Raw genomic sequence first — 26,714 nt, 5'->3', positions numbered from 1 at the left:
GGCGGGCAGCCGGCGGCGGGGTTCCGGAATCTCCGGCGGTCGGCGGAAATGTCCCGGCCGGTGTGGGGCTCACCGCCCCCGACCCCTGACCGTTGGCCAATAAAGTTGCCGTAAGTGATGATCAGGCCGCATGATTCCGGCCGTGATCGTCAATCGCGCCGCACGCGCGCTCGCCACCCGCTGGGCCCGCAAGCGCTTCGACCCGGCGGCCTTCGGCCTCCTCCCCCGTGAGTCGCTCGACCCGCGCACCGCCGGCCCCGCGGCCGATCCCGGGCGCGCGGCCGAGCGCCACCGCGTCATCGCCGCCGCCCAGGAGGGCGAGTGGCGGCCGGCCGCCGCGCACGTCCGCGCCGCCGGCACGGACTGGGACGAGCGCTGGACCCGGCTGGAACTGCTGATCCGGCTCGCCGACGCCGACGACCGCTGGCTCACCGACTGGCGCACCGCCGAACCCGCCGACGGCGACGCCGGCACCGTCCACTCCCACCTGCTGGTCAGCCGGGCGTGGGCGGTGCGCGGCTCGGCCGTCGCCCGCGAGGTTCCGGACGCCGACATGCGCGCCTTCCACGCCCAACTGCCCGCCGCCATGGCCGCCGCGCAGCGCGCCGCCGACCTGGCCCCCGAGGACCCCGGACCCTGGGTCGTCATGATCACGGCCGCGCGGGCCATGTCGTACACGCACAGCCAGTTCGCCGACCTGTGGCGCAACCTCACGCTCCGGGCACCCCACCACACGGCCGCCCACTGGCAGGCCATGCAGTACTGGTGCGCCAAGTGGCACGGCTCCCACCAGCTGATGATCGAGTTCGCCGGGCGGGCCGTCGCCCAGGCCCCGGCCGGCAGCCTGCTGCCCGGGGTCTACCTCCACGCCCTGGACGAACTGCGCGGCTCCCGCGCCTCCCGTACCGCCCGCTCCGAGACGCACCGGGCCCTGCTCGGCGCCGTCGCGGGCCGGCTGGAGTCCGTACGGGCCGACCACGAGGGCCTGCCCCGGCTGCGCCACCTGCTCGCACACCGCCTGGGCGAGGCCGGCATGCACGCGGCGGCGCTCGACCAGTTCCGCGCCATCGGCCCGCACTGCGGCGCCGCGCCCTGGAACGCCGACGGGTCCGGTCCCGTCGCGGCCTTCGACCTGGCCCGGGGGCTCGCCGCCCACGGCGCACGCCGCGGCTGACCCCGCGCGGGGCGCCGCCCCGCCGGGCCAAGGCCCGCGCCCGTCACCACACGCACCGATTCCGCATCCCTGGGGGGACCCGTCCTTATGGGCGCTTCACTTCGCGCGCTGCGCGCGCTCGTCCTGCTCGCCGGCTTCTACCTGCTCGGCCTGATCCTGCTCGGCGTCCTCGGGCTGCTCGACTGGGCCGTCATGACCTGGCTGCACGGCGCCGTGGCCGGCAAGGTCGTCATCGTCTCGGTGGTCCTCGCGATCCCGATCGTGCGCGGCATGTTCATGCTGCGCACCCCCCGGTCGGAGCCGCTGCCGGGCATCCCCGTCACCGAGGCGCAGGAACCGGCCCTGTGGCAGGCCGTCCGTGACGTCGCCGCCCGGGTCGGCACCCGCGCGCCCGACGAGATCCTGCTGATCGACGAGGTCAACGCGGCCGTCTCGGAGGAATCCCGGATGCTGGGCCTGCTGCCCGGCACCCGTCGCCTCCACATCGGCCTGCCCCTGATGAGCGGCCTGGACGAGATGCAGCTGCGCGCCGTCCTCGCCCACGAGATGGGCCACTACGCCAACCTCGACACCCGCCTCACCCCACTGATCGCCCGCGGCCGCGCCCAGCTGATCCGCACCATCGGCCACTTCCACGACCGGGCCGACACCAAGGTCGCCAAGGAGCGCGCCAAGCAGGAGAAGCGCGCCGAGAAGCGGACCGCCAAGGGCAAGAAGGCCAAGGAGGTCGACACCACCGGCGAGGGCATGACCTACCGCGCCATGGCCGCGATCTACACCGGCTACGCGAAGTTCTACATGCGGGCCACGCTCTCGGCGTCCCGCCGCCAGGAGCTCGCCGCCGACCTGGCCGCCGTCCGCGTCGCGGGTCGCGACTCCACCGCCTCCGCGCTGCGCGAGCTGAACGCGCTGGGCAACGCCCACGACTTCTACATGGAGTCCTACGCCACCCTCGGCGTCAACGCCGGGCTGCTGCCCCTGCCCGGGCAGGTCTTCGGCGGCTTCCGCCACCTCCTCGACGCCCGCTCCGAGCAGCTGGACGAGCTGCGCACCGAGCTGTCCACCGAGCCCGCCTCCCCGTACGACTCGCACCCCGCGCTCGCCGAACGCGTGGCCCGCATCGAGGCCCTGCCCGACGACGGCCGGGCCGAGGCTGCGGTCCGCCCGTCGCTGGCGCTGCTGTCGGACGCGGACGCGGCCATGGCCGCCCTGGAGCCCGTCGTCCTCAGCCCGGAGGCCCTCGCCCTCAAGCGGCTGGACTGGCCCGACCTCGTCCACGAGAGCATGACCCTGTACGTGGGACAGGGCTCGCGGGAGATCCGCGAGGCCGTGGCCGCCGAGGGCGCGGGCGACGGCCTCGCCCCGCTGCTGGACGCCGTCGACGCCGACCCGCAGCTGCGGTGGCGGCTCGCCGGGCGCTTCCCGACCTCGGAGCAGGCGGCGGCCGCCACCGGCCGCGCGGCCCGCGAGTTCGCCCGCCCGGCCTTCCGTCGGATCCTGAACCAGCTCGTCACCACCGAGCTGACGGCCCGCGGCACCGCCCGCTGGCAGCTGTCCTGGTCCGACGCGGCCGGCCTGGCCTACCCGGCCGGAGACTTCGAGGACCGTCTTGAGGCCGCCCTGGACGCGGCCGTCGCCGACCCGTGCGACACCGAACCGCTGCGGAAGCTGGTGCTCAACCCGTGATCGTCCTCCTCCTCGTCCTCGGCACCCTGCTCCTCGCGGGCGCCCTCTACGTCGCCCGCGGCTTCCTCATCATCCGCAAGGCCCGAAAACTGACCGAACGGATCGAGGGCCTGGAATCGGCCGGCGCCGAGCTGCGCGCCCGCACCGAAGCCCTCAAGGCCGACGGCAAGGCCGAGGTGGCGGCCGCGGTCGTCGCCCTGGGCTTCGTACCGGAGGACCGGCTGGACACCGAGCACGCCGCGCCCGTCCCGGCCGAGCGGACCGCCGCCCTGGCCGCCGTCCGGTCCGGGGACTGGGAGGCGGGCGCCGCCTACCTGGAAGCCGCCGGCTCGGACCGGGAGGAGCGCTGGCACCGCGTGCGCGCCCTCGCCGAGGCGGCCGTCGAGGACGACGCCTGGCTGGTTGCCTGGCGCGCCGCCCGGCCCGGTGACCCGGCCGCGGCCCTCGTCCTCGCCGACAACGCCGTCCTCGTCGCGTGGGAGGTCCGCGGCTCCGCGTGGGCCCGCCACACCTCGGAGGAACAGTTCGACCTCTTCCACAAGCTGCTGCGCGGCGCGCAGGCGGCCGTCCACGAGGCACAGAAGGTCGCGGACCCCGCCGACCCGGTCCCGTACATGGTCGAGCAGGCCGTCGCCCTGGGTCTGATGTACCCGCACGAGCGGTACGAGCGGCTGTGGACCGAGATCGTCTCGCGCTCCCCGAAGCTGCTGAGCGCCCACACCAACGCCATGCAGTACTGGGCCCGCAAGTGGCGCGGCTCGCACGAGGAGTCCCACGCCTTCGCGCGGAAGGCGGCCGCCGGCGCGGCCCCCGGTGAGCTGCTGTCGATGCTGCCGCTGATCGCCTACGTCGAGCAGGAGAACTACGAGGACGACCTCGCGGCGGAGGACTTCTTCACGGGGCCGGACGTACGCGCCGCCGTCGACGAGGCCCTCGTCGACCTCGCGGCGGCCGACCCGGCCGACACCCGCACGGTCGCGCTGCGCCACCTGCTGGCCTACCTGCTGTTCTGGCAGGACCGGGACGCGGAGGCCGTCGAGCAGTTCCGGCACGTCGACGGCCACATCGGCGCGATGCCCTGGTACTACGCGGGCAACCCGAAGCAGCGCTATCTGTACGCCCGCGACTGGGCGGTCCGCGTGACCCTGCTGGAGGACGAGGACTGATCGCGCCGGGCGCCGCGCGGCGCCCGGCGCACGTCGGGGGCGGGTCGGGGAATCCCGGCCCGCCCCCGGCCGTTGTCAGGACTACAAGGAGGGAATCCATGTTCTCGTACCGCCGCACGCCCGAGCTGCCCACCCGCGAGGAGGCCCTGAAGGGCCGCGCGCACCCGCTGTTCGCCCTGCCGGAGCGCCACACCGTCCTCGGCAACCCCCTGACCGGCCCGTACCCCGCCCACCTCGAAACGGCCGACTTCGGCCTCGGCTGTTTCTGGGGCGCGGAGCGCAAGTTCTGGCAGACCCCCGGGGTGTGGACCACCCTGGCCGGCTACCAGGGCGGCTTCACCGAGAACCCCGCGTACGAGGAGGTCTGCTCCGGCCTGACCGGGCACACCGAGGTCGTCCGGGTCGTCTTCGACCCCGCGCTCGTCTCCTACGAGACCCTCCTCAAGGTGTTCTGGGAGGCCCACGACCCCACCCAGGGCTTCCGTCAGGGCAATGACGTCGGCACCCAGTACCGCTCGTCGATCTACACCCACTCCCCCGCCCAGCAGGCCACGGCCGAGGCCTCCCGCGCCGCCTACCAGCGCGTCCTCACCGCGTCCGGCCACGGCGAGATCACCACGGCCGTCCTGCCCGCCGCGGAGCGCCCCTTCTGGCCCGCGGAACCGGAGCACCAGCAGTACCTCGACAAGAACCCGGGCGGCTACTGCGGCATCGGCGGCACGGGCGTCTCCTGCCCGATCGGCGTCGCGGCGGCACCGTCGCCGGATGCCTGACGGTCCGCGTACCGTCCTCCACCGGGTCCTGCGGGGCCCGTGGGGCATCCGGATCGAGCTGACGGCCTCGGCGGCCGTCGGCGCCGCGCCGCCCGAGCGGGGCGAGCGGGTCGCGAACGGGGTGTGGCTGGACACCACCCCCGTCCGCACGCATCCGCCGGCGGACCGCCGGGGCAAGCGGCTCGACGCCGCCGAGGCCGGATGGCTGCGCCACGGCGCGGCGGTCGCGGCGCCGGCCGTCGCGGCCCGGCACCCGGGCGCGCACGTCCTGGTCACGGTGGACCGCGTGCTGTTCCCGGAGGCGGACTTCCAGCCTGAGGGGTTGGCCGCCGCGGTCCTGCGCTGGGCGGAGGAGGAGTTCGCCCTGCCGCCCCACGCCGTCGACGTCACCTTCGACCGGACGGCCGGCCGGTACGCCTACACGTGGCCGCCCGCCCGACCCGACCCGGCCTGAGCGCGCCCGCCCGCCGGGGCGCTCAGCGCACCGTGACGTGCGGGCGGGCCCACGAGGTGTGGTCGAAGGCGGAGTTGCCGTTGGCGTCCTCCACCACCAGGTGCAGCAGGCGCACGCCGGTGACGTCCAGGTCGACGGCGGTGGGGCCGCCGGCTCCCGTGAGGACGGCCGTGGTCAGCAGGGTGCGGCCGTCGGCGCGGACGACGGCCCGGGTCGCCCCGGCCGCCGACTGCTGCTTCGAGAAGTCGTCGATGCCGACCAGGGCCGTGAAGCGGGCCGCCCGCCCGCCCAGGTGGTAGACGACCTCCGACGGGGCGTGCACGCCGAGCCCCTTGGCGTACGTCACCCCGCCGAACGCGATCGGGGTGCCGTCGCCCGCCTCCTTGCGCCCGTTGGAACGGTCCACCTCGACGGGGCCCCAGCCGTTGGAGGCGGACACCCACGGCAGGTCACTGAGGTACCCGTCCCGGGTCGGCGGGGCCGGCAACGGGGCGAAGCGGACGGGCGCCGAGAATCGGTACGCGGAGGTGGTCGCGGACGCCGTCAGCAGGGCGGACGTCGCCGCGGCGGGCCCGGTCACCGTCCACACCGTGGTCAGGGTCTGCCCCGGGGCCAGGGAAGCGGCCGTCACCGGGCCCGCCGGGGTCGCCGTCCAGCCCGCCGGGACGCTCAGCGCGACCCGGGCGTCCGGCCAGGCCCGGGCGGCGCCGTTCGACAGCCGGGTCGTGACGGTGGCGCCGGCCGCGTCCGGGACGGCCGTCAGGCCCCAGGCCCGGCGCGGGTAGGTCGGCGCCCAGGACGCGCGCAGCAGCGTCGTCAGGGAGGCGACCACCGACGGGTTCGCCGCCGCCACGTCGCGCTGCTCGCCGAGGTCGGCCGTCAGGTCGTACAGCTCGAACTGCCATTGCGCGTCGGGGGCTTCGCGGTCCCGTCCCGGGGCGAACCGGACGCCCTTCCAGCGGTCCTTGCGGATGGCCTCGGCGACCCGCTTGGCGCGGCCGCCGTCCTGGGCATCGGCCCGGGAGGTGACGCCCTGCTCGTCGCGGTACCAGTACAGGTGGGAGTGGATCGGGGCCAGGGCCGGGGCGCCGGCGAGGACGGGGGCCGCCGAGAGGCCGTCGATGTCGGAGGGGGCCGGGGCGCCCGCCAGGTCGGCGAGGGTGGGCAGCAGGTCGTGGAGCGGGGTGGGGCGGGAGCTGGTGGTGCCCGCCGCGATCCGGCCGGGGCCCCAGGCGATCAGGGGGACCCGTACGCCGCCCTCGTAGAGGTTGCGCTTGTAGCCGCGCAGCGGGCCGTTGGCGTCGAACAGGTCGGGGTCCACGCCGCCCTCCTCGTGGGGGCCGTTGTCGGAGGCGACGAGGACGACCGTGCGGTCCGCGATCCCGCGTGCCCGGAGCCGGTCGACGACCGCGCCGACCTGCGCGTCGAGCAGTCCGATCTGCGCGGCGTGCGCCTTGTTCGCCTTCGTCCAGGGCTTCGAGGCGTACGGGCCGAGGTCCGGGACCTCGCTGGGCGCGTGCGGCAGGTTCGGGGTGAGCAGGAGCAGGAAGGGGTCGGGTCCGGCCGCGTGAGCGTCGATGAAGTCGAGGGCGCGCGCGGCGATGGCGTCGGGGGCGAAGGTGCCCGCCGCGACCGGCTCCTTGACCCCGTCGCGCCACAGGTACGACGGGTAGTACTGGTGGGCGTGACCGTGGTCGATGTAGCCGTAGAACTGCTCGAAGCCGCGCGACAGCGGGTGGCTCGGCTGGTCGGCGGCCTCCGGCCCGAAGCCCCACTTGCCGAACAGGCCCGTACGGTAGCCGCGCGCCCGCAGCACTTCCGCGAAGGTGGTGTCCCCGGCGCCGAGGCCGGCCTGACCGCCGCTGCCCGGGTTGGCGCGGACGGGGGCGTGCCCGGTGTGCAGACCGGTCAACAAGGCGGCGCGCGAGGGCGCGCAGACGGCGGCGGCCGCGTAGGCGTCGGTGAACCGCAGCCCCTCCGCGGCGAGTTGGCCGATGCGCGGGGTGCTGATCAGCTTCTGGCCGTACGGGGAGAGATCGCCGTACCCGAGGTCGTCGGCCAGCACCACCACGAGGTTCGGGGCGCCCCCGGGCGCGGTCGCGGTGGCCGACTCCGCGGCGGCTGCGGGCAGTTGGGGAAGCGCGGCGAGCCCGACGGCCGCCGCGGATCCGGCGATGAAGTGGCGGCGGCTGGGCATCGTGAACTCCTTGGCGGCGGCGGGGCGGTGAGGAGATCATCAACACCCGGCCCGCACGAAGGCCATGCACGGAACGTGAAAAACGTGTGACACGAGCCGGCGGCGGGCCGCCCAACTGCCGCGTCGAAAGCTCTCTCCAGCTCTCTTCGCACATCCCGGACACTGCCCGGGCGGCCCCGGAACCGCTGGGCCATCACATGGCGTCGGCGGTTAGGGTGGGCTCCACGCGATCATGCAGGGGGCATACGGTGCGGACCATGTCGCACGGACACGAGCCGGCTCGGATCGGAGCGCCGATGCCACCCGACGCCTTCGCCGAGCGCGCGGGGTCCGGAGGCGGGAAGCACCTCCGGCGTTGCCGGAGGACTGCGGGATGAGTGAGCTGTACGGCTCCGAAAGCGCGGACGGGGCGGGCGACGCCCAGGACGTTCCGGCCCATGACGCGCCACCGGCCGTGGATTTCGACGACCATTCGATGGAACCCGCCGAACCGGACGACTCCCAGGAAGAGCTCCCTGAGGCCGGGGACCCACCGGATGGTTCGGACGACGGTACCGACGCCCCGAAGGAACCCGACTCTCCGGATGAGGGAACCGTTGATCAGCACGTGCCGGAGGAATTGGATCCGGTGGAACCGGATGACGCTTCCCCCGAAGACCCGGATCGTCCCGAGGACGCGGATCAAGCAGGCTCACCGGAGCCGCTGGAACCCGCCGAGCAGGCGGAGCCCGTGCAGCCGGTCGAGCCCGTCGAGCAGGCAGAGCCCGCCGAGCCCGCCGAGCAGGCAGAGCCCGCCGAGCAGACGGATCAGCTACCGGAGGCAGTGTCCTACTTGGAGGATCGCAAGCTGACCACCGATGCGGGCGAGGCCTTCTACGGTCCGGAGGACACCGTGATGCGGGACATGGCTTCGAGTCTGGAGCCTGAGCAGGGTGCTTTCACTCTCGATCTGCACGGTACTCCGAGCTCGGTCGAGGTTGATGGGCGAAGCCTCGACGCGGGAGAGCTTGCCACCTATCTCACGAGCGACAGATCGGATTGGAACGGTGAGCCCGTCAGATTGATGTCATGTGAGACCGGTCAAGGCGAGGAACCGTTCGCACAGGAACTGGCCGACAACCTGGGTGTGAACGTCACCGCCCCCACGGAGCTGGCCTGGTCGGACTCCGAGGGGAATTCATGGGTGGCTTCCGGCGTCTTCGACGAATACGGCGATATGCATTCGACCTGGCCACCCGATGGCAAGTGGGTGACTTTTGAACCGGAAAAAAAGAGCTGAGGGAGAGAACCGGTGGAGTTCAAGCGTGCGCGGTTGTTCGATGGCGTCACCCCGGAGTCCGGGCCGTACTTCGATGAGTCCAGGCCACGGATCGCCGATCAAGCCGAGCGTGACCGCCTGCTTGAGTTCCTCTCGCACGGTGGCGCCGCCATCGAGCGGGCCGCGGGATTGGCTCCGGATCAGCTCGATGCGTCCAAGGGCAAGGTCGTGCCAATCGTCACGATGACGGACGGCGTCTGGATCTGGACGCTGGCACACGCCTACTACCTGGAGCACTACGGCTTTGCCCCGGATTCGGAGTTCTACGAGTACATCAAGTCGCGGGACTATCGAGCGGATGGGCCGGAGGAGGAAATCCAGAGTGCCGCTTTGGAGTTCCTGCGCCGCAGTCGGACCGCTCGCCGATGAGAGGGGGCGGGGTGGGAGCCCGTCGCGACGCCCGGGCGGACCGGCGCCGTCTCGGGCTCACCCGCCTCGGGCACCTCACCCCGGGGCCGGCACCAGGCCGGCGATGAGGGGGCCGGAGCGCGCATTTCGGCGCGGGCCGAACGGCACGGCCCCGGGCGGTGGCCCGGGGCCGGGTGCCGACGGTGCCACGCGTCAGATCGTCGACGTGTCGATCACGAAGCGGTAGCGGACGTCGCTGGACTGGACCCGCTCGTAGGCCTCGTTGATCCGGTCGGCGGAGATGAGCTCGATCTCCGCGCCCAGCCCGTGCTCGGCGCAGAATTCGAGCATCTCCTGGGTCTCGGGAATGCCGCCGATCATCGACCCGGCGAGGGTCTTGCGGCCGCCGATGACGGAGAACAGGTTCAGCTCGACCGGCTCCTCGGGCGCGCCGACGTTGACGAGCGCCCCGTCGACCTTCAGCAGGGCGAGGTAGCGGTCGAGGCCGAGCGGCGCGGAGACGGTGGACACGATCAGGTCGAAGGTGCCGGCCAGCTCCTCGAAGGTGCTCGGGTCGCTCGTCGCGTAGTAGTGGGCGGCGCCCAGCTTGAGGCCGTCCTCCTTCTTGCGCAGGCTCTGCGACAGGACGGTGACCTCCGCGCCGAGCGCGGCGGCGATCTTCACGCCCATGTGCCCGAGCCCGCCGAGGCCGACGATCGCGATCTTCTTGCCGGGGCCCGCCCCCCAGTGCCGGAGCGGGGAGTAGAGGGTGATCCCGGCGCACAGCAGCGGCGCGGCGACGTCGAGCTCGACGCCGTCGGGGATGCGCAGGGTGTAGTTCTCGTCGACGACGATGTGGGTGGAGTAGCCGCCGTAGGTGGGCTCGCCGTTCTTGTCGACGGCGTTGTAGGTGCCGGTCATGCCCTTGACGCAGTACTGCTCCTGGCCGCGCAGGCAGTACTCGCACTCCCGGCAGGAGTCCACGAAGCAGCCCACGCCCACGCGGTCCCCGACGGCGAACTTCGTCACGCCGGGACCGACCTCCGCGACGATCCCGGCGATCTCGTGGCCCGGGACCATCGGGAAGATGCCCTCGCCCCAGCCGTCGGTGGCCTGGTGGATGTCGGAGTGGCAGATGCCGGCGTACTTGATGTCTATGAGGACGTCGTGCTCGCCGACCGGGCGGCGCGGGATGGTGACGCGCTCCAGCGGGGCCTTCGCGGCGGGGGCGGCGTAGGCGGGGACCTGGGTGACGGACATGGGGGTGATCTCCTCTGACGAGGACGCCGGGCTGTGACGTCATGGTGACGCCGGGGTCCGACGTCCGTACTGCGGTACTTCCACCCTGCCCCGGTCCGGGCCGCCCACCCAGACCCCTGCCGTGCCTAGGACTGCCGAACCTACCCTTGGCGGGGTCAGGCTCACCGTCTCGTCCGGTGTCCCGCCCGGGGATACTGGCGTCATGGACCAGCTTGATCAGCGAGCCGAACTCGGCGAGTTCCTGCGCAGCCGCCGCGCCCGGCTGCGCCCCGAGGACGTGGGCCTGCCCGACTACGGCCGGCACCGGCGGGTTCCGGGGTTGCGCCGCGAGGAGCTGGCGCAGCTGGCCGGGGTGTCCGTCGCGTACTACACGCGGCTGGAACAGGGGCACGGGCAGAACGTGTCGGCGGAGGTCCTGGACGCCATCGCGCGGGCCCTGCGGCTGGACGGCACGGAGTCGGACCACCTGACCCACCTGGCGCGCCCCCGCACCCGCGGGCGGAGCCGGTCCCGGCGTCCGCAGCAGGTCCGCCCGGAGCTGCGCAGCCTGATGGAGGCGATGGAGGGCGTACCGGCGTACCTGGTGGGGCGGCGGCAGGACGTCATCGGGTGGAACCGGCTGGCCGCGGCCGTCTTCGGGGACTTCGGGACGCTGCCCCCGGCGGAGCGCAACCTGGTGCGGCTGGTGTTCCTCGACCCGGCGACGGCCGAGCTGTACGCGGAGTGGGAGTGCCGGGCCTGCGAGGTCGTGAGCAACCTGCGCATGTACGCGGGCCAGTACCCGGACGACGAGCAGCTGTCCGTGCTGGTCGGGGAGCTGTCCGTGAAGAGCGAGGAGTTCCGCAGGCTGTGGGCGGCCCACACGGTGGCGGACAAGAAGACGCACGGGGTGAAGCGCCTGCGCCACCCGGTGGTGGGCGAGCTGGTCCTGCCGTTCGAGACGCTGGCGCTGCCCGACGACCCCGCCCAGTTCCTGGTGACGTACCACGCCGTGCCGGGATCCCCCTCGGCGGACGCGCTGCGGTTGCTGTCGTCCTGGTCGGCGCCGGCCCACGAGCCGACGCCGACCACCCCCGCGCCGCCCTCCGGGTCGGGGACGGCACGCGCGGAGGACCGCGCCTGAGCGACGCGACGGGGACGGGCGGGGACGGGCGGGGACACGACCGGGCCGGTCGGCGCCCGCCCCGCCCCGCCCCGCCCAGCCCCGCCCCGCTCAGCCCAGCCCCGCTCAGAGCGTCAGCTGGAAGACGCCCGCGCCGCGCTCGCGCCGGTAGCCCAGGGCCTCGTTCACGGCCAGCATCGGGGTGTTCTCGTCGGCGACGGTCGTACCGATCCGGCGCAGCTCCGGGTGCCGTACGGCCGCCTCGGCCCGCATCCGGAGTTTGACGGCGCGGCCCAGGCCGCGGCCCCGGTGCGCGGGGACGACGACGGTGTCGTACTGGAGGGCGCGCGGCCCGTCCGGGTCCGGGAGCACCAGCGCCGTGTAGGCGGCGATCTCGCCGGCGGGGGTGACGGCGGCGACCATCAGCATCTTCCCGCCGCGGTCCAGCACGAGCCGCTGCGCGGCGTGCACCCGCGCCGGCGTCCAGGCGGTGAACCGTTCGTCGCCGTCACCGGAGGGCGCGTCCTCCATCGCCCCGTGGGCGGCCGCGGCGGCCGGGGCCCAGGCGTCGGGGACCAGTCCGGCCCAGGTGAGGAGCTCGTAGCCGGGGACGTCGGGGTCGGCCTCCGCGGCCGGGTCCTCGCCGAGTTCCTGGACGTACCAGGCCATCGGCAGGACGTTCACGAAGCCGACGGACTCCAGGAAGGCCTGTCCGGGCCCGCCCGTGTCGGCGATGGTGGAGACCGAGGTCCGGCCCCGGTCGACGAGCTCGGCGCGGACCCGCTCCCACAGGGCGGTGCCCACGCCCCGGCGGCGGGCGTCGGGGCGCACCGTCAGCTCGTCGAGGAAGGCGGTGTGGGTGTTGGCCTCCTCGGTGAACAGCAGCAGGGCGGCGTGGCCCTCGCCGTCCGTCTGCGCCCAGTGGACGAACCGGCCGCGGGCGGGCGGCACGCGCAGTCGACCGTCGGCCTCCGCCCGGGTGGGCACGGGCACGCCGGGCAGGGCGGTGGCGTCGGCGGCGTGGGCGGAGACCTGCACCGCCCACCAGGTGTCCACCTCGTCGTCGGTCGGGGGCACGGTCAGCGTGTCGATCTTCGTCATGCCACGACCCTAGGGCCTGTCGTCGAACCGCCGTCATCGCCCGGAGCTCGGCCCCGCGGCGTCGCGACGCCGCGGAACGCACGGACGGCGGGGAGCCCGTCGTGGGCTCCCCGCCGTCCGGGGTTCGGCGGGTGGCGCCGCGAGCGGCGCTCACACGGGGTGTCAGGCGGCCGAGCCGGCCTTCCACTCCGCCCAGTCCATGTTCCAGCCGTTGAGGCCGTTCTCCGGCTTGATGGTCTTGTCCGGGGAGTTCATCACGGTGACCACGTCGCCGATCAGCGAGTTGTCGAAGAACCACGCGCCGGGCTGGTCCGGGTCGTTCGCACCCTTGGCGTCGTTCAGGCCGACACAGCCGTGACTGGTGTTCACCTTGCCGAAGATCGAGTCGGCGCCCCAGTAGTTGCCGTGGATGAACGTGCCGGAGGTGGACAGCCGCATCGCGTGCGGGACGTCCTTGATGTCGTACTCGCCCTTGCCGTCGTTGCCCTTGAAGCCGACGGTGGCGCCGTCCATCCGGGTCTCCTTGAACTTCTCGGAGATCACCATCTGGCCGTTGTACGTGGGGTTCTCCGGGGAGCCCGCCGAGATCGGGATGGTCTTGAGGACCGCGCCGTCCCGGGTGACCGTCATCGTCTTCGCCTTCACGTCGACGGTGGAGACCTGGCTCCGGCCGACCTTGAAGGTGACGGTCTTGTTCTGCACGCCCTGGATGCCGGGTGCGCCCTGCACGCCCTGGAGCGCGAGCTTCAGGGTGACCGTGGAGTTCGCCTGCCAGTACGCCTCGGGGCGGAAGTCCAGGCGCTGGTTGCCGAACCAGTGGCCGACGACTTCCTGGTTGCTGCTGGAGCTGACCTTGATCGCGGCCTGGACGGCCTTCTGATCCTTGATCGGCTTGTTGAACGTGATCGAGACCGGCATGCCCACGCCGACCGTCTGGCCCTCGTCCGGGACGAACGAGCCGACGAAGCTGTTCTCCGGCGAGAGGGTGGTGAACGAGGCGTTCTCGTGCGCCTCGCGCCCGGCCTCGTCCTTCGCGGTCGCCGCCAGCGCGTACTTCGTGGAGCGCTTGAGGGCCGCGTCCGGCTTCCAGCTCTTGCCGTCGGCGGCTATCTTGCCCGCCACCACGGCACCCTCGGAGCTCTTCAACTCGACCTGGGTGAGCTTGCCGTCGCTGACGGTGACGTTCGCCGCGTCGTTCAGGGCTATGTTGGTGGAACCGTCCTTCGGCGTGATCTCTATCTTCGCCTTGGACGCGTCCTTGGCCGCCGCCGCGTCCACGTCCGCCTGTGCCTTGCCGGTTTCGGCGCTGCCCTGAGGCTTCTCGGTACCCCCGTCGTTGCAGGCCGAGAGCATCAGTACGCCGCCGAGCACGGCGGATACGGCCACCAGGGACCTTCTCCGCCGCATGCTGTACGTCCTCACACGTCACTCCATCGTTGCCGGAAACCCCGAGGCTGCATTCCCGGGATTGGGCCGGGCAGGGGGCATCACCCCCTGCTCGTCCTGACAACGCGTTAACGACGCGGGTCGGTTCCACACTCCGTTCGAATGTGTGCAACCCCACGGTCAGGCGTTGTCCGCCTCTTCCTCGAAGTCACCATCTTCCTCGTCCAGGTCCCACTCCAGTGACTCGGGGTCGTATTCGACCGGTTCACTGCTCCAGGAGGCCTGTGCGAGCTCGATTCCGGGCAGTTCCGCGACCAGGTCCGTGGGGTCCACCAGGTAGGCCAGCGCCTCCGATTCGTCCTGCCGGACGGCGGCCTCCGCATGACCGCGCTCCTCGTCCGGCATGAACTCGTCGGCCTTGATGTGTCCGAGGGCCGCGCCGATGAGTGCCTCGGAGTCCGATACTTCGAGGACCAAATCCACCCGAAGCCGTACGAATCGTGATGTCTCAGAAGGGTTCATACGACGGAGAGTAAGCCCGCGACAGCCCCGACTTTCCCACGACCCGCCCTGTTCACTAGCATCGGCGCACACGGCCAATTCGCTGCTGCCACAAGGGGGATCGCACCGTGTCCGCACGTCGACCGCTGCTCACCGCTCTCGGAGCGACCACCCTCCTCGCCGTCCTCTGGTTCGTCCCCTCGGCGAACGCAACCGCACCCGGTCAGGACGCGGCGAGGTCTTCCGGCGGCCCCGCCGCCGCCAACACCGGCACCGTGAACGGCGTTTCCACGCAGGACGCCACGCGTTCCGGTTCCGCCCGGTCCGACACCACGGACCCCGCCGCCCCGGACTCCGGAACCCCGGAATCCACCCGCGCCGACGCCGGCACCCCCGACGGGATTTCCGCCGGGGACCGCGCCTCGATGGTCACCCTCACGCTCGCCGACACCGGCAGCGCGGACACCACCCCCTACGTCCTGGGCGGCACGGTCTGCCTGGGTCTGGGCGCCGGCTTCGTGGCCTTCTCCGTGCGCCGCTCCCGCACCCAGTAGCGGCGCACGGAAGAACGCGGAAGGGGCCGGGCCCCGGGGAGCGATCCCCGGGGCCCGGCCCCTTTCCCGCGTCGGTCGCGCCGCCCGTCAGGCGAGGGGACCCGTCACCGGCTCCACCGCGGCGACGAGCCCGCCCGCGCGGACGAAGGCGTCGGCGGCGGCCAGGTCGGGGGCGAGGAAACGATCCGGCCCGGGACCCTGCACACCCGCCGCGCGCGCCGCCCCGATGGCGGCCCGGCTGGCCGGGGCCGGGGTCAGCCCGTGGCGGAGCTCGATGGCCCGGGTGGCCGCGTACAGCTCGATCGCGATGATCCGGGTCAGGTTGTCGATCGCCGTGCGCAGCTTGCGGGCGGCCGACCACCCCATGGAGACGTGGTCCTCCTGCATGGCGGAGGAGGGGATCGAGTCGGCGGAGGCCGGGACCGCGAGCCGCTTCATCTCGCTGACCAGGGCCGCCTGCGTGTACTGGGCGATCATCAGGCCGGAGTCGACGCCGGCGTCGTCCGCGAGGAACGGGGGCAGGCCGTGGCTGCGGTTCTTGTCGAGGAGCCGGTCGGTGCGGCGCTCGGCGATCGAGCCGAGGTCGGCCGCGGCGATGGCCAGGAAGTCCAGCACGTACGCGACGGGCGCGCCATGGAAGTTGCCGTTGGACTCCACGCGCCCGTCGGGCAGGACCACCGGGTTGTCGACGGCGGCGGCCAGCTCGCGGGAGGCGACCAGGGCGGCGTGCGCCATGGTGTCGCGGCCCGCGCCGGCGACCTGCGGGGCGCAGCGCACCGAGTAGGCGTCCTGGACGCGCGGGGCGGACTCCTCCTGGAAGTGCCCGGTCAGCCCGGAGCCCTTCAGCACGGCGGCCATGTTCGCGGCCGAGGCGCCCTGGCCGGGGTGCGGGCGGATGGCGTGCAGCTCGGGCTGGAGGACCTTCTCCGTACCGAGCAGCGCCTCCAGGGTGAGGGCGGCGGTGATGTCGGCGGAGGTGTAGAGCGTGCCCAGGTCGGCGAGGGCCATGATCAGCATGCCGAGCATGCCGTCGGTGCCGTTGAGGAGGGCGAGGCCCTCCTTCTCGCGGAGCTCGACGGGCTCGATGCCGGCCTCGGCGAGCAGCTCGCCCGCGGGGCGGACGATGCCGTCGGGACCCTCGGCGTCACCCTCTCCCATGAGCGCGAGCGCGCAGTGGGAGAGCGGCGCGAGGTCGCCGGAGCAGCCGAGGGACCCGTACTCGTGGACGACGGGGGTGATCCCGGCGTTCAGCACGTCGGCCATGGTCTGCGCGACGGAGGGGCGGACGCCCGTGTGCCCGGAGGCCACGGTCTTCAGCCGCAGGAACATCAGCGCGCGCACGACCTCGCGCTCGACGCGCGGGCCCATGCCGGCGGCGTGCGAGCGGACGATGTTGCGCTGGAGCTGCGCGCGCAGCTCGGGGCTGATGTGCCGGGAGGCGAGAGCGCCGAAGCCGGTGGAGACCCCGTAGACGGGCTCGGGCTTGGCGGCCAGCGCGTCGACGATGGCGCGGGCGCGGGCGAGGGCTTCGAGCGCCTCGCCGGACAGCTCGACCCGCGCGTTGCCGCGGGCCACGGCGATGACGTCCTCGGCGGTGGTTCCGGACGTCCCCACCACGACAGTGTGCATATCCATATTCAGCACCCTACGGACTGAATCCCTTCATGTCACCACCCAGAATCGTCACGATCGAGCCGCACGACCACCCCTTACTTCCGCGCCCGCCCCGCCCCCTGGTCACCCCCTGCCGCGGAAGCGGCGCCGTTCGCCCGGACCCTCCTGCGCGGCCGCGTCCGCGAGGCGCACGACGGCGGTGTCGCGACCCGCGACGACGGGCTGCGGCGAGCGGGCCGCCTTGGCCTTGTACTGGGCGGCGTCGGCAAGTCGGAAAAGCCGCCGGGAGGACTTGACTAGCCCGATGGGGTCCCCCGTGGAGGCGACCCCGCAGGCCACGCCCTCCCCGAGTTCGAGCGCCGCGGCCCGCCGGCACACCTCCTCGGTGACGCGGACGACGTCGTCGGCCGACGGCCCGACGCTGACGAGGCAGAACTCGTCGCCGCCGAGCCGCGCCACGAGGGTGCCCGCGAGCATCGCGCCGCACAGGCTGAGGACGGATCCGAAGCGTTCGAGGAGCCGGTCGCCCATGGCGTGGCCGAGGGTGTCGTTGACCTTCTTGAGCCCGTTGAGGTCGCACACGACCAGGCTGACGACCGCCCCGGTCCGCCTGTGTTCCTCCAGGGCCTCGTCCAGGCGCATGTCGACGGACCGGCGGTTGGCGAGACCGGTGAGGGGGTCGGTGAAGGCCAACCGACGCGCCTCTTCCAGGCGTTCGTTCTGCGCGAGCCCGGCGGCCACGACCGCGGCGAGCACCGTCGCGAACTCCGCGTCGTCCTCGTCGAAGTCGGGCAGCCCCTCGTCCCGGGCGACGTAGAGCTCCCCCCAGGCCCGGCCGCTGAGCACGATCGGCGCGACCACGCAGGTCCCGCGGCCGCGGCGGCGCAGCGCCTCGCCCCGCCGCCCGGGTCGCTCGCCGACGGCGCTCTCGACCCAGGCGTGCGGCCCGCCACCGCCCACCCAGCGTTCGTGGAGGAACTCGGTGATCTCCGGGAAGTCGTGCACCGGGTAGGACTCGTCCTCGGGGAACTCCTCCTCCCCGGCCCGCCGCTCCCCCTCGTTGACGAGGACGCGCAGGCGGCCCCGCTCGCGTTCCCAGGCGGAGATCGCGGCGAAGGAGCCGTCCATCGCCAGGCGCGCGCCCCGCGCGGCCGCCCGGACGCTGTCCCGCGGCGCGCAGGCGGCCGCCATGGCCTGCGCGAGGCCCACAACGGCTCTCAGCCGCCCGTCAACTCCCATCACTCCAGATTAGGGAGTTTTGTCCGATTCGGTGATGGCCGGTGTGCCATTCGGCTCCGCCGGCCACCGCCCACCGCCCACTACTTGCACCTACCGCCCACCGCCTACTGCCCGGGCCAGTTCGGCTTGCGCTTCTCGTTGAACGCGGCCACGCCCTCGGCCCGGTCCCCCGAGAAGGCGACCGTCCGCCAGGCCGCGTCCTCGATCTCCAGTCCCGCCGCGAGGTCCATCCCGTGCCCCAGCCGCAGGGCCCGCTTGGCCGCGCGCAGCCCGACCGGCGAGTTCGCCGCCATCCGGCCGGCCAGCTCCAGGGCCTCCGTACGGTCCTCGCCCTCCGGGGCCAGCGAGTCCACCAGGCCCAGCGAGAGCGCCTCGGCGGCCTCCACCCGGCGCGCCGTGAAGATCAGCTCGGCGGCCCGCGCCGCCCCGACCCGGCGCGGCAGGAGCTGCGTGCCGCCCCCGCCCGGGATCACGCCCACGGACACCTCGGGGAGGCCGACCACGGCCGTCGTGTCGGCCACGATGACGTCGCAGGCCAGCGCCAGCTCGAAGCCGCCGCCGAGCGCGAAGCCGTGCACCGCCGCGATGGTGGGCATCGGCAGCTCCAGTACGCCCCCGTACGCGCCACGCGTGGTGGGACGCTGGCGCACCAGCTCGGCGTCGGAGAAGGAGTTGCGCTCCTTGAGGTCGGCGCCGACGCAGAAGGCCCGCTCGTGCGTCGAGGACAGCACCACGACCCGCACGGACGCGTCGGCGGCCAGCGCCGCGCACGCGGAACCGATCGAACGCGCCATCTCCGTCGACACGGCGTTCATCGCCTTGGGACGGTCCAGCACCAGCTCGGCGACGGCGCCGCCGTCGCCGTGGCGCCGCACCGCGACGAACTCCCCGAACCGGACCTCGTCCACAGCCACGCCACCCTCCCGGTTAACGAACGTTACCCGGGGATCTTAGGCTTCCGCCGCGTCAACGACCAGGGCTCCACGACGCCCAGTCCGCGGACGGGCCGCTGCCACATCGGCTGGAGCGCGAACCGGTAGGCGCCGCCGCCCTCCTCCAGCTCCGCCGACTTCTCCGAGAGCGGCGCCGCGCCGGTCCGGCCGAGCTCCTCGGCCATCGCCCCGTCGACCAGGACCGCGTCCTTCGGCGCTATGGAGGTCAACCGGCTCGCGAGGTTCACCGTGGTCCCGAAGACGTCGCCCATCCGCGTCGTCACCGTGCCGAAGGCGATCCCGACCCGCAGCTCGGGCATCTGCGGATCGGCCTCCATGGTCTCGATCAGCCGCAGCGCGATCTCCGCGGCCGTCGCCGCGTCGTCGGCGCAGTACAGCACCTCGTCGCCCAGGGTCTTGATCAACCGGCCGCCGTGCGCGGCCACCAGGTCGGCGGCCGTCGTCTCGAAGGCCTCGACGAGCTCGCCGAGCTCCTCCTCCTCCAGGCGCCGCGTCAGCCGGGTGAAACCGACCAGGTCCGCGAAGCCCACCGCCAGGCGCCGGTCGACCATCTCCTCGTCGTCGGCGACCTGCACGACCCGCCCCGTCGCGGCCGCCAGCTGGCGCCGCCACACGTAGACGAGGAACTCCTCCAGCTCCGGCAGCAGCAGCTCGACCAGCGGGTACGTGACCTCCGTACGGGTCATCCCCGGCTCCGGCGGCTCCGTCAGCCCCTCCAGGAAGGAATCGATCTGCCATTCGGCCAGTCGGGCGGTCGTCTGCCCCGTGGACCGGGCCACCTGCACCGCCATCGGCTCGGACAGCAGCCCCGCCTCCACCAGACCGGCGAGCCGCCGCAGGGCCAGTACGTCGGCCTCCGTCAGCGCCTTGGCCTGGCCGATGTCGGCGAAGCCCATGGCCCGCCAGAAGCGCGAGGCCAGCTCCATCGACACACCGGCGCTCCGGGCCGCCTGGAACGGCGTGTACCGGCGCTCGGCGCCGAGGATCAGCTGCTCCAGCCGGATGGCCAGCGGATCGGCCGTCGGCTGCGCCGTGTGGTCGACCTCGTGGTGCGGCGTGTGCTGGTCCCGCCCGATGGGGGTCCCCGGGCCGCTGGTGGAGCCGGCCCCGGACGCGCCGGACGTAGGGTCGTCGACGGTCAAGGGCCGCCTCCTGTCCATTCCGTGCGCACTGCCGAACCGGGTGATCACCGGGAGGACCGGGATCGCCTAAACCATACGGCAGGTGTGCCGTAGCTCACTCCCCCACTTCCCGGTCCCCCGCGGCCCGAGGCTCCGCCGACGCCCGGGGCGCGGGGGCCCGGGGGCTCAGCCCCCCGCGACCCGGCCGCGCCCGCCGGCCCGGCGGCCCGGGAGCGGGCCCCCGACCGCCACCGGGTCGGAGTCAGTGCACCGACCTCAGGTGCACCACGTCGCCCGCGCCCACGGCCTCCCGCTCGCCCTCGACGGTACGGATCACCAGGCGTCCGTCCGCGTCCACCGCTTCGGCCGTTCCGGTGAGGGTCCGCCCTCCCGGCAGGTCGGCGCGGACGTGCTTGCCGAGGGTCGCGCAGCCCGCCGCGTACGCCTCCTGGAGCCCGCTGGCCCCCGGGTCGCCGGCCGCCTCGCGCCAGTTCCCGTACCACTGCTCCAGCGAGCGCAGCACGGCCTTCAGCAGCGGGTCCCGGTCCGTCGCCGACGCCTTCGCCAGCAGCAGCGAACCGGCCGTCGGTACGGGCAGCTCGTCCTCCGTGAGGGTCACGTTGAGGCCGATCCCGACGACCACCCCGTCCGCGACGCGCTCCGCGAGGATGCCGCCGGTCTTGCGCTCCTCGCCGTCCACGACGACCAGCAGGTCGTTGGGCCACTTGAGCCTGGTGTCCACGCCCGCCGCCCGGGACAGGCCGGTGGCGGTGGCCACGCCGGCCAGCAGGGTCAGCCACCCCCACCGTTCCTCCGGCACGCCCGGCCCCGGCTTGAGCAGGACGGAGAAGAACAGCCCGGACCGGGCCGGCGCCGTCCAGCTACGGTCGAGGCGACCGCGCCCCGCTGTCTGCTCCTCTGCGACGAGCACCGCCCCCTCGGGCAGCGAGGCGGCCCGTGCCGCGAGGTCGGTGTTGGTCGACCCGGTGGCGGGGACGACCTCCAGGGAGGTCCACAGGCCCCCGTCGGCCACGAGGGCGCGCTGCAGGGCTGCGGTGTTGAGGGGAGGACGGTCCAGGCTCGACCAGCGTCCCGCGGAAGCTCCGGTTGGAGCATCTGATGGCGTCATGCAAGTCAATGTAGGTGTGTCAAACGCCGCACTGCCGAGCGCCATGCCCGCCGATACGCTACGCACCAGTAGCCAGCAGCAGTCAATCAATTGACCAGGCAGTTGACACCACACAGGGAGCCGCGACCCCGATGTCCCAACCCTCAGAGCCGATCGACATCCACACGACCGCGGGCAAGCTCGCGGATCTGCGGCGCCGCGTCGAGGAAGCCACCCACGCAGGTTCCGAACGCGCCGTGGAGAAGCAGCACGCCAAGGGCAAGCTGACGGCACGCGAGCGGGTGGCACTGCTGCTGGACGAGGGGTCCTTCGTAGAGCTCGACGAGTTCGCCCGGCACCGGTCCACCAACTTCGGGCTGGAGAAGACCCGGCCGTACGGCGACGGCGTCGTCACCGGCTACGGCACGGTGGACGGCCGCCCGGTGGCCGTGTTCTCGCAGGACTTCACCGTCTTCGGCGGAGCCCTCGGCGAGGTCTACGGCCAGAAGATCATGAAGGTCATGGACTTCGCGCTGAAGACCGGATGCCCGCTCGTCGGCATCAACGACTCCGGCGGCGCCCGCATCCAGGAGGGCGTCAGCGCGCTCGGCATGTACGGCGAGATCTTCCGCCGCAACGTCCACGCGTCCGGCGTGATCCCGCAGATCAGCCTGGTCGTCGGCCCCTGCGCGGGCGGCGCCGTGTACTCGCCCGCCATCACCGACTTCACCGTGATGGTCGATCAGACCTCGCACATGTTCATCACCGGCCCGGACGTCATCAAGACCGTCACCGGCGAGGACGTCGGCTTCGAGGAACTCGGCGGAGCCCGTACCCACAACAGCACCTCCGGCGTCGCCCACCACATGGCGGGCGACGAGAAGGACGCCATCGAGTACGTCAAGTCCCTGCTGGCGTACCTGCCGTCGAACAACCTCTCCGAGCCGCCCGCGTTCCCGGAGGAGGCGGACACCGAGGTCTCCGGCACCGACCTCGAACTCGACACGCTGATCCCGGACAGCGCGAACCAGCCGTACGACATGCACACCGTGATCGAGCACGTGCTCGACGACGCGGAGTTCCTGGAGACGCAGTCGCTGTTCGCGCCGAACATCCTCACCGGCTTCGGCCGCGTCGAGGGACACCCGGTGGGCATCGTCGCCAACCAGCCGATGCAGTTCGCCGGCTGCCTGGACATCAACGCCTCCGAGAAGGCTGCGCGATTCGTCCGGACGTGCGACGCTTTCAATGTGCCCGTGCTGACGTTCGTGGACGTTCCGGGCTTCCTGCCCGGCACCGACCAGGAGTACAACGGCATCATCCGGCGCGGCGCGAAGCTCATCTACGCCTACGCCGAGGCCACCGTCCCCCTGATCACCGTCATCACCCGCAAGGCCTTCGGCGGGGCGTACGACGTCATGGGCTCCAAGCACCTCGGCGCCGACCTCAACCTGGCCTGGCCGACCGCCCAGATCGCCGTCATGGGCGCCCAGGGCGCGGTGAACATCCTGCACCGGCGGGCCATCGCCGAGGCGGAGCAGGCCGGCACCGCCGACGAGACCCGCGCACGGCTCATCACCGAGTACGAGGACGCCCTGCTCAACCCCTACACGGCGGCCGAGCGCGGCTACGTCGACGCGGTGGTCATGCCGTCCGAGACCCGCGCGCACGTCGTGAAGGGCCTGCGGCAGCTGCGCACCAAGCGGGAGTCCCTGCCCCCGAAGAAGCACGGCAACATCCCCCTGTAAGCCCCCGAGGAGGTCTCTGCGGTGATCAAGGTCGTCAAGGGCAATCCGACCCCCGAGGAGCTGGCCGCCGCACTGGCGGTGGTCCAAGCGCGCGCGGCGGCGCTGGCCTCGGCCCCGTCGGGCGCGCCCCGGGTTCCGGACGAATGGGCCGCTCCGGGCCGGGTGGCCCGCCACCGGCTGCCGCGGCCGGGGCCCCGCGCCTGGGGTCGTACGTACTGGCCCGGCCAGGGCTGAGCCCCTTCCCGGACCCGTCCGCGGGACGGGCCGGGCGAGGATGACGTGAACGCACGGTGGCGCCTGAGTACGAGTACTCAGGCGCCACCGCCGTACCGGCGCCAGGATCGAACCATGCTCTGGTCAGACCCGAAGGACGAGCCGCCGAAGGACATGCGCGACGCGCAGGCGATGCTCCGGCGACTGCTCGTGCTCCTCGTCCTCGCGATGGTGGTGGGCGTCTACGTGCTGGGCGTCGCCCCGTTCTAGGCGGTCCCCGGGGCCGCCCTACGATGGCCCCCATGACCGCAACCCCACTGCCCGCAACCCCGCTCCCCGAGAGCCCGCGCCGCACGCTGGTCCTCGCCTCCGCGTCCCCCGCCCGGCTGAACCTGCTGCGGCAGGCCGGCCTCGCCCCGCACGTGATCGTCAGCGGCTTCGACGAGGACACCCTGGACCACGACGAGCCCGCCGCCCTGGCGCTGGCCCTCGCCGAGGCCAAGGCCGCCGTGGTGGCGGCCCTCCCGGAGGCCGCGGGCGCCCTGGTGATCGGCTGCGACTCGGTGCTGGAGCTGGACGGGGAGGCGCTCGGCAAGCCGGCCGACGCCACGGAGGCCACCGCCCGATGGAAGTCCATGCGGGGCCGGTCCGGCGTGCTGCGCACGGGCCACTGCGTGGTCGACACCGCCGCCGGCCGTCAGGTCTCGGCGACCGCCTCCACCACGGTCCGCTTCGGCGAGCCCACGGACGCGGAGGTGGCCGCCTACGTGGCGAGCGGGGAACCGCTGCACGTCGCGGGGGCGTTCACCCTGGACGGCCTGTCGGCGCCCTTCATCGACGGCATCGACGGCGACCCGGGCAACGTCATCGGCCTGTCGTTGCCGCTGCTGCGCTCCCTGCTGGGCGAACTGGACGTGTCCATCACGGACTTGTGGGCCTGAACTCGCCGACCGGCCCGGTGGGCGCCTTCGGCCGGGTGCCGTGGGCGTCCCCGTCGGTCCTGGCGTAGAGCAGCAGGCACAGCACCAGCAGGCACAGGACCAGCATCAGCGCGCCCCAGACCGGCCAGCCGGCCAGTCCGACGGCGAGCGTGCCGAGCAGCGCGTGGACGACGGCCGCGACGATGAGCAGGATGCGGCCGGCACGGCCCGGCGACCGGTCCCGTACGGCGGCGACGGCGAGCACGACGGCGCACAGCAGCAGGAACGCGCCGATCCCGGCGCCCATCACGTAGGTGGCCGTGGACATCAGGTCCGGGTCGCTGCCCGCGATGGACATCGACTGGTTCTCGGTGGTCCGGCCCAGCACCAGGTGGACGAGTACGAGCAGCGCCGCCTCGGCGGCGAGCACGACCGCGGCCAGCCCGGCGACGAATCTGCGCAGCACGACGTCCCCATCCCCCGACACGGCACAAGCGTGTTCGACGTCGTGGAGGCTACTAACGAGTAAACCTGCGGACAAGGGGTCGGGGCGGCTTCGTTACGGATGCCCTCCGTGACGGCTCTCACGCAAAGAATGCATAGGCCGTTCGTAGGGACTCCACAAAGAATCAGCGGGGGCGGCTGACCCGCCGAACAGAGACCTTGGCCGTCCATCAGGGTTACTGTGCAGTCTGGGATCTCCCTGACCTGGGGCGACACAAGGGTTTTCGGACTAGAGCCTGCCTCGAATCACGCTCCGTGTGGGCAAGCTCACCTCCGGGAAAGGGTCGAAAGGCCGTGTCGACTATCCCTAAACTCAGCTTGTTTCAAGGAGGGAGCCATCGTGCGCAAGGTGCTCATCGCCAACCGTGGCGAAATCGCTGTCCGCGTTGCTCGGGCATGCCGGGATGCAGGGATCGCGAGCGTAGCCGTCTACGCCGATCCGGACCGGGATGCCCTGCACGTCCGCGCGGCAGACGAAGCTTTCGCGTTGGGCGGTGACACCCCGGCCGCCAGCTACCTCGACATCGCGAAGGTCCTGCAGGCCGCCGCAGATTCCGGGGCCGACGCCATCCACCCCGGCTACGGATTCCTGTCGGAGAACGCCGACTTCGCGCAGGCCGTCCTCGACGCCGGACTCACCTGGATCGGGCCGCCGCCGCAGGCCATCCGCGACCTCGGCGACAAGGTCGCCGCCCGCCACATCGCGCAGCGCGCCGGGGCCCCCCTCGTCGCGGGCACGCCCGACCCGGTCTCGGGGTCCGACGAGGTCGTCGCGTTCGCCGAGCAGCACGGTCTGCCGATCGCCATCAAGGCGGCCTTCGGTGGTGGCGGCCGCGGCCTGAAGGTCGCCCGCACCCTCGAAGAGGTGCCCGAGCTCTACGATTCGGCCGTCCGCGAGGCCGTCGCCGCCTTCGGCCGCGGCGAGTGCTTCGTCGAGCGCTACCTCGACAAGCCGCGTCACGTCGAGACCCAGTGCCTCGCCGACTCCCACGGCAACGTGGTCGTCGTGTCGACCCGCGACTGCTCGCTCCAGCGCCGCCACCAGAAGCTGGTGGAGGAGGCTCCGGCCCCGTTCCTCTCCGAGGCCCAGAACGCCGAGCTGTACGCCGCGTCGAAGGCCATCCTCAAGGAGGCCGGCTACGTCGGCGCCGGAACCGTCGAGTTCCTCGTCTCCGCCGACGGCCTGATCTCGTTCCTGGAGGTCAACACCCGCCTCCAGGTCGAGCACCCCGTCACCGAGGAGGTCGCGGGCATCGACCTGGTCCGCGAGATGTTCCGGATCGCCGACGGCGAGGAGCTCGGCTACGGGGACCCCGTCCTGCGCGGGCACTCCTTCGAGTTCCGCATCAACGGCGAGGACCCGGGTCGTGGCTTCCTCCCCGCCCCGGGCACCGTCACGAAGTTCGACGCGCCGTCCGGCCCCGGTGTGCGCCTCGACGCCGGCGTCGAGAGCGGTTCGGTGATCGGCCCGGCCTGGGACTCCCTCCTCGCCAAGCTCATCGTCACCGGCGCCACCCGCGAGCAGGCCCTCCAGCGCGCCGCCCGGGCGCTCGCCGAGTTCAACGTCGAGGGCATGGCCACGGCCATCCCCTTCCACCGCGCGGTCGTCGCCGACCCGGCGTTCGCCCCCGCGGGCGGCAACCCGTTCACGGTCCACACCCGTTGGATCGAGACCGAGTTCGTCAACGACATCAAGGCGTTCGTCGCTCCGGCCGCCGAGGAGACCGAGGACGAGCCCGGCCGCGAGACGGTCGTCGTCGAGGTCGGCGGCAAGCGCCTGGAGGTCTCCCTCCCGTCCTCGCTGGGCATGACCCTGGCGCGCACCGCCGCCGCCGGCGGGGCCAAGCCCAAGCGCCGCGCGGCGAAGAAGTCGGGCCCGGCCGCCTCCGGTGACACCCTCGCCTCCCCGATGCAGGGCACCATCGTCAAGGTGGCCGTCGAGGAGGGTCAGCAGGTCAACGAGGGAGACCTGGTCGTCGTCCTGGAGGCCATGAAGATGGAGCAGCCGCTGAACGCGCACCGCTCCGGCACCGTCGTCGGGCTGAACGCCGAGGTCGGCGCGTCCATCACCTCCGGCGCCAGCATCTGCGAGATCAAGGACTGACGTCCGCGACACGCCGTACGCGAAGGCCCCGCCCGGTCCGCCCGGGCGGGGCCTTCGCGCGTCCGGGGGTGCGGACGGGACGGTCGCGCGCACGGGGCATGCCGTACCGGGCTCCAGGCCCGGATCGGGCACCTCCTCGCGCGTCGGGCCCTGCCGACGTTCCGGTACGG

25 protein-coding genes are annotated in these 26,714 nt (G+C 72.9%); 14 read left to right on the top strand and 11 right to left on the bottom strand.

Annotated features, from left to right (window positions below; genetic code table 11):
- Positions 1-142 precede the first annotated feature (142 nt).
- From ACFVS6_RS15935 to ACFVS6_RS15915, 5 genes are all read left to right on the top strand, one after another.
- Positions 143-1,174 carry a DUF4034 domain-containing protein gene (locus tag ACFVS6_RS15935; RefSeq protein WP_389704243.1) on the top strand — a complete coding sequence of 344 codons (1,032 nt, stop codon included), beginning with the start codon at positions 143-145 and terminating at the stop codon, positions 1,172-1,174.
- 87 nt (positions 1,175-1,261) lie between these two features.
- Complete coding sequence (locus ACFVS6_RS15930) at positions 1,262-2,860, top strand: M48 family metallopeptidase (RefSeq protein WP_389704242.1); 1,599 nt, start codon at positions 1,262-1,264, stop codon at positions 2,858-2,860.
- Positions 2,857-4,026 carry a hypothetical protein gene (locus tag ACFVS6_RS15925; RefSeq protein WP_389704240.1) on the top strand — a complete coding sequence of 390 codons (1,170 nt, stop codon included), beginning with the start codon at positions 2,857-2,859 and terminating at the stop codon, positions 4,024-4,026. The genes ACFVS6_RS15930 and ACFVS6_RS15925 overlap by 4 nt, the downstream gene beginning before the upstream one ends.
- A 98-nt stretch (positions 4,027-4,124) precedes the next feature.
- Positions 4,125-4,799 (top strand): peptide-methionine (S)-S-oxide reductase MsrA, encoded by a 675-nt coding sequence (gene msrA / locus ACFVS6_RS15920; RefSeq protein WP_389704238.1) that lies wholly within the window; start codon positions 4,125-4,127, stop codon positions 4,797-4,799.
- Positions 4,792-5,253 carry a hypothetical protein gene (locus ACFVS6_RS15915; protein ID WP_389704236.1) on the top strand — a complete coding sequence of 154 codons (462 nt, stop codon included), beginning with the start codon at positions 4,792-4,794 and terminating at the stop codon, positions 5,251-5,253. The genes msrA and ACFVS6_RS15915 overlap by 8 nt, the downstream gene beginning before the upstream one ends.
- A 22-nt stretch (positions 5,254-5,275) precedes the next feature.
- Here ACFVS6_RS15915 and ACFVS6_RS15910 read toward each other — a convergent pair whose 3' ends face one another.
- Positions 5,276-7,450, bottom strand: coding sequence for a sulfatase-like hydrolase/transferase (locus tag ACFVS6_RS15910; protein ID WP_389704234.1), 2,175 nt, complete (start codon positions 7,448-7,450; stop codon positions 5,276-5,278).
- 373 nt (positions 7,451-7,823) lie between these two features.
- Here ACFVS6_RS15910 and ACFVS6_RS15905 point away from each other — a divergent pair, with 373 nt between their 5' ends.
- Positions 7,824-8,729, top strand: coding sequence for a hypothetical protein (locus tag ACFVS6_RS15905; RefSeq protein ID WP_389704232.1), 906 nt, complete (start codon positions 7,824-7,826; stop codon positions 8,727-8,729).
- A gap of 12 nt (positions 8,730-8,741) precedes the next feature.
- Positions 8,742-9,137, top strand: a complete 396-nt coding sequence (locus ACFVS6_RS15900; protein ID WP_389704231.1) for a hypothetical protein — start codon at positions 8,742-8,744, stop codon at positions 9,135-9,137.
- A gap of 192 nt (positions 9,138-9,329) precedes the next feature.
- Here ACFVS6_RS15900 and ACFVS6_RS15895 read toward each other — a convergent pair whose 3' ends face one another.
- Entirely contained in the window at positions 9,330-10,376 is a 1,047-nt protein-coding gene (locus ACFVS6_RS15895) for an NAD(P)-dependent alcohol dehydrogenase (RefSeq protein ID WP_389704230.1), read from the bottom strand.
- 202 nt (positions 10,377-10,578) lie between these two features.
- Between ACFVS6_RS15895 and ACFVS6_RS15890 the strand changes: the two genes are divergently transcribed.
- Positions 10,579-11,499 (top strand): helix-turn-helix transcriptional regulator, encoded by a 921-nt coding sequence (locus ACFVS6_RS15890; RefSeq protein ID WP_389704229.1) that lies wholly within the window; start codon positions 10,579-10,581, stop codon positions 11,497-11,499.
- A 105-nt stretch (positions 11,500-11,604) separates the two neighbouring features.
- On the opposite strand, the gene ACFVS6_RS15885 is transcribed toward ACFVS6_RS15890, so the two are convergent.
- From ACFVS6_RS15885 to ACFVS6_RS15875, 3 genes are all read right to left on the bottom strand, one after another.
- On the bottom strand, positions 11,605-12,579 hold the full coding sequence (locus ACFVS6_RS15885) for a GNAT family N-acetyltransferase (protein WP_389704227.1): 975 nt from the start codon (positions 12,577-12,579) through the stop codon (positions 11,605-11,607).
- 162 nt (positions 12,580-12,741) lie between these two features.
- Complete coding sequence (locus ACFVS6_RS15880; protein WP_389704225.1) at positions 12,742-13,986, bottom strand: Ig-like domain-containing protein; 1,245 nt, start codon at positions 13,984-13,986, stop codon at positions 12,742-12,744.
- 159 nt (positions 13,987-14,145) lie between these two features.
- The gene (locus ACFVS6_RS15875; protein WP_389704223.1) at positions 14,146-14,487 is read right to left on the bottom strand and encodes a hypothetical protein; all 342 of its coding nucleotides are present in this window, start codon (positions 14,485-14,487) and stop codon (positions 14,146-14,148) included.
- A 107-nt stretch (positions 14,488-14,594) separates the two neighbouring features.
- Between ACFVS6_RS15875 and ACFVS6_RS15870 the strand changes: the two genes are divergently transcribed.
- Entirely contained in the window at positions 14,595-15,020 is a 426-nt protein-coding gene (locus ACFVS6_RS15870; protein WP_389704221.1) for an LPXTG cell wall anchor domain-containing protein, read from the top strand.
- 87 nt (positions 15,021-15,107) lie between these two features.
- On the opposite strand, the gene hutH is transcribed toward ACFVS6_RS15870, so the two are convergent.
- From hutH to ACFVS6_RS15845, 5 genes are all read right to left on the bottom strand, one after another.
- Complete coding sequence (hutH, locus tag ACFVS6_RS15865) at positions 15,108-16,649, bottom strand: histidine ammonia-lyase (RefSeq protein WP_389704512.1); 1,542 nt, start codon at positions 16,647-16,649, stop codon at positions 15,108-15,110.
- A gap of 108 nt (positions 16,650-16,757) precedes the next feature.
- Positions 16,758-17,873 carry a diguanylate cyclase domain-containing protein gene (locus ACFVS6_RS15860; protein WP_389704219.1) on the bottom strand — a complete coding sequence of 372 codons (1,116 nt, stop codon included), beginning with the start codon at positions 17,871-17,873 and terminating at the stop codon, positions 16,758-16,760.
- Between the two features lie 104 nt (positions 17,874-17,977).
- Complete coding sequence (locus ACFVS6_RS15855) at positions 17,978-18,781, bottom strand: enoyl-CoA hydratase/isomerase family protein (RefSeq protein ID WP_389704510.1); 804 nt, start codon at positions 18,779-18,781, stop codon at positions 17,978-17,980.
- Between the two features lie 29 nt (positions 18,782-18,810).
- The gene (locus tag ACFVS6_RS15850) at positions 18,811-19,968 is read right to left on the bottom strand and encodes an adenylate/guanylate cyclase domain-containing protein (protein ID WP_389704217.1); all 1,158 of its coding nucleotides are present in this window, start codon (positions 19,966-19,968) and stop codon (positions 18,811-18,813) included.
- 241 nt (positions 19,969-20,209) lie between these two features.
- Positions 20,210-21,076 carry a biotin--[acetyl-CoA-carboxylase] ligase gene (locus ACFVS6_RS15845; RefSeq protein WP_389704215.1) on the bottom strand — a complete coding sequence of 289 codons (867 nt, stop codon included), beginning with the start codon at positions 21,074-21,076 and terminating at the stop codon, positions 20,210-20,212.
- Positions 21,077-21,207: 131 nt separating this feature from the next.
- On the opposite strand from ACFVS6_RS15845, the gene ACFVS6_RS15840 reads away from it, so the two are divergent.
- The 4 genes from ACFVS6_RS15840 to ACFVS6_RS15825 all read left to right on the top strand — a co-directional run bounded on the left by ACFVS6_RS15840 (position 21,208) and on the right by ACFVS6_RS15825 (position 23,957).
- Positions 21,208-22,803, top strand: coding sequence for an acyl-CoA carboxylase subunit beta (locus tag ACFVS6_RS15840; protein ID WP_281205635.1), 1,596 nt, complete (start codon positions 21,208-21,210; stop codon positions 22,801-22,803).
- A gap of 21 nt (positions 22,804-22,824) precedes the next feature.
- Positions 22,825-23,037, top strand: coding sequence for an acyl-CoA carboxylase epsilon subunit (locus tag ACFVS6_RS15835; protein ID WP_389704213.1), 213 nt, complete (start codon positions 22,825-22,827; stop codon positions 23,035-23,037).
- 114 nt (positions 23,038-23,151) lie between these two features.
- Positions 23,152-23,286 carry a morphogenic membrane protein MmpB gene (gene mmpB, locus ACFVS6_RS15830; RefSeq protein WP_389704212.1) on the top strand — a complete coding sequence of 45 codons (135 nt, stop codon included), beginning with the start codon at positions 23,152-23,154 and terminating at the stop codon, positions 23,284-23,286.
- A gap of 32 nt (positions 23,287-23,318) precedes the next feature.
- The gene (locus ACFVS6_RS15825; protein WP_389704210.1) at positions 23,319-23,957 is read left to right on the top strand and encodes a nucleoside triphosphate pyrophosphatase; all 639 of its coding nucleotides are present in this window, start codon (positions 23,319-23,321) and stop codon (positions 23,955-23,957) included.
- On the opposite strand, the gene ACFVS6_RS15820 is transcribed toward ACFVS6_RS15825, so the two are convergent.
- Positions 23,938-24,423 (bottom strand): hypothetical protein, encoded by a 486-nt coding sequence (locus ACFVS6_RS15820; RefSeq protein WP_389704209.1) that lies wholly within the window; start codon positions 24,421-24,423, stop codon positions 23,938-23,940. The two genes, ACFVS6_RS15825 and ACFVS6_RS15820, sit on opposite strands and share 20 nt — an antisense overlap.
- Before the next feature lie 357 nt (positions 24,424-24,780).
- On the opposite strand from ACFVS6_RS15820, the gene ACFVS6_RS15815 reads away from it, so the two are divergent.
- Positions 24,781-26,544 carry an acetyl/propionyl/methylcrotonyl-CoA carboxylase subunit alpha gene (locus ACFVS6_RS15815; protein WP_389704207.1) on the top strand — a complete coding sequence of 588 codons (1,764 nt, stop codon included), beginning with the start codon at positions 24,781-24,783 and terminating at the stop codon, positions 26,542-26,544.
- The last annotated feature ends 170 nt before the right edge of the window (positions 26,545-26,714 follow it).

This window comes from Streptomyces sp. NPDC057939 (genome assembly GCF_042887545.1).
In the GTDB taxonomy this organism is placed as follows: domain Bacteria; phylum Actinomycetota; class Actinomycetes; order Streptomycetales; family Streptomycetaceae; genus Streptomyces.
Note: the sequence above shows the minus strand (reverse complement) of the source record. Positions and strands in the feature narration are given on the sequence as shown.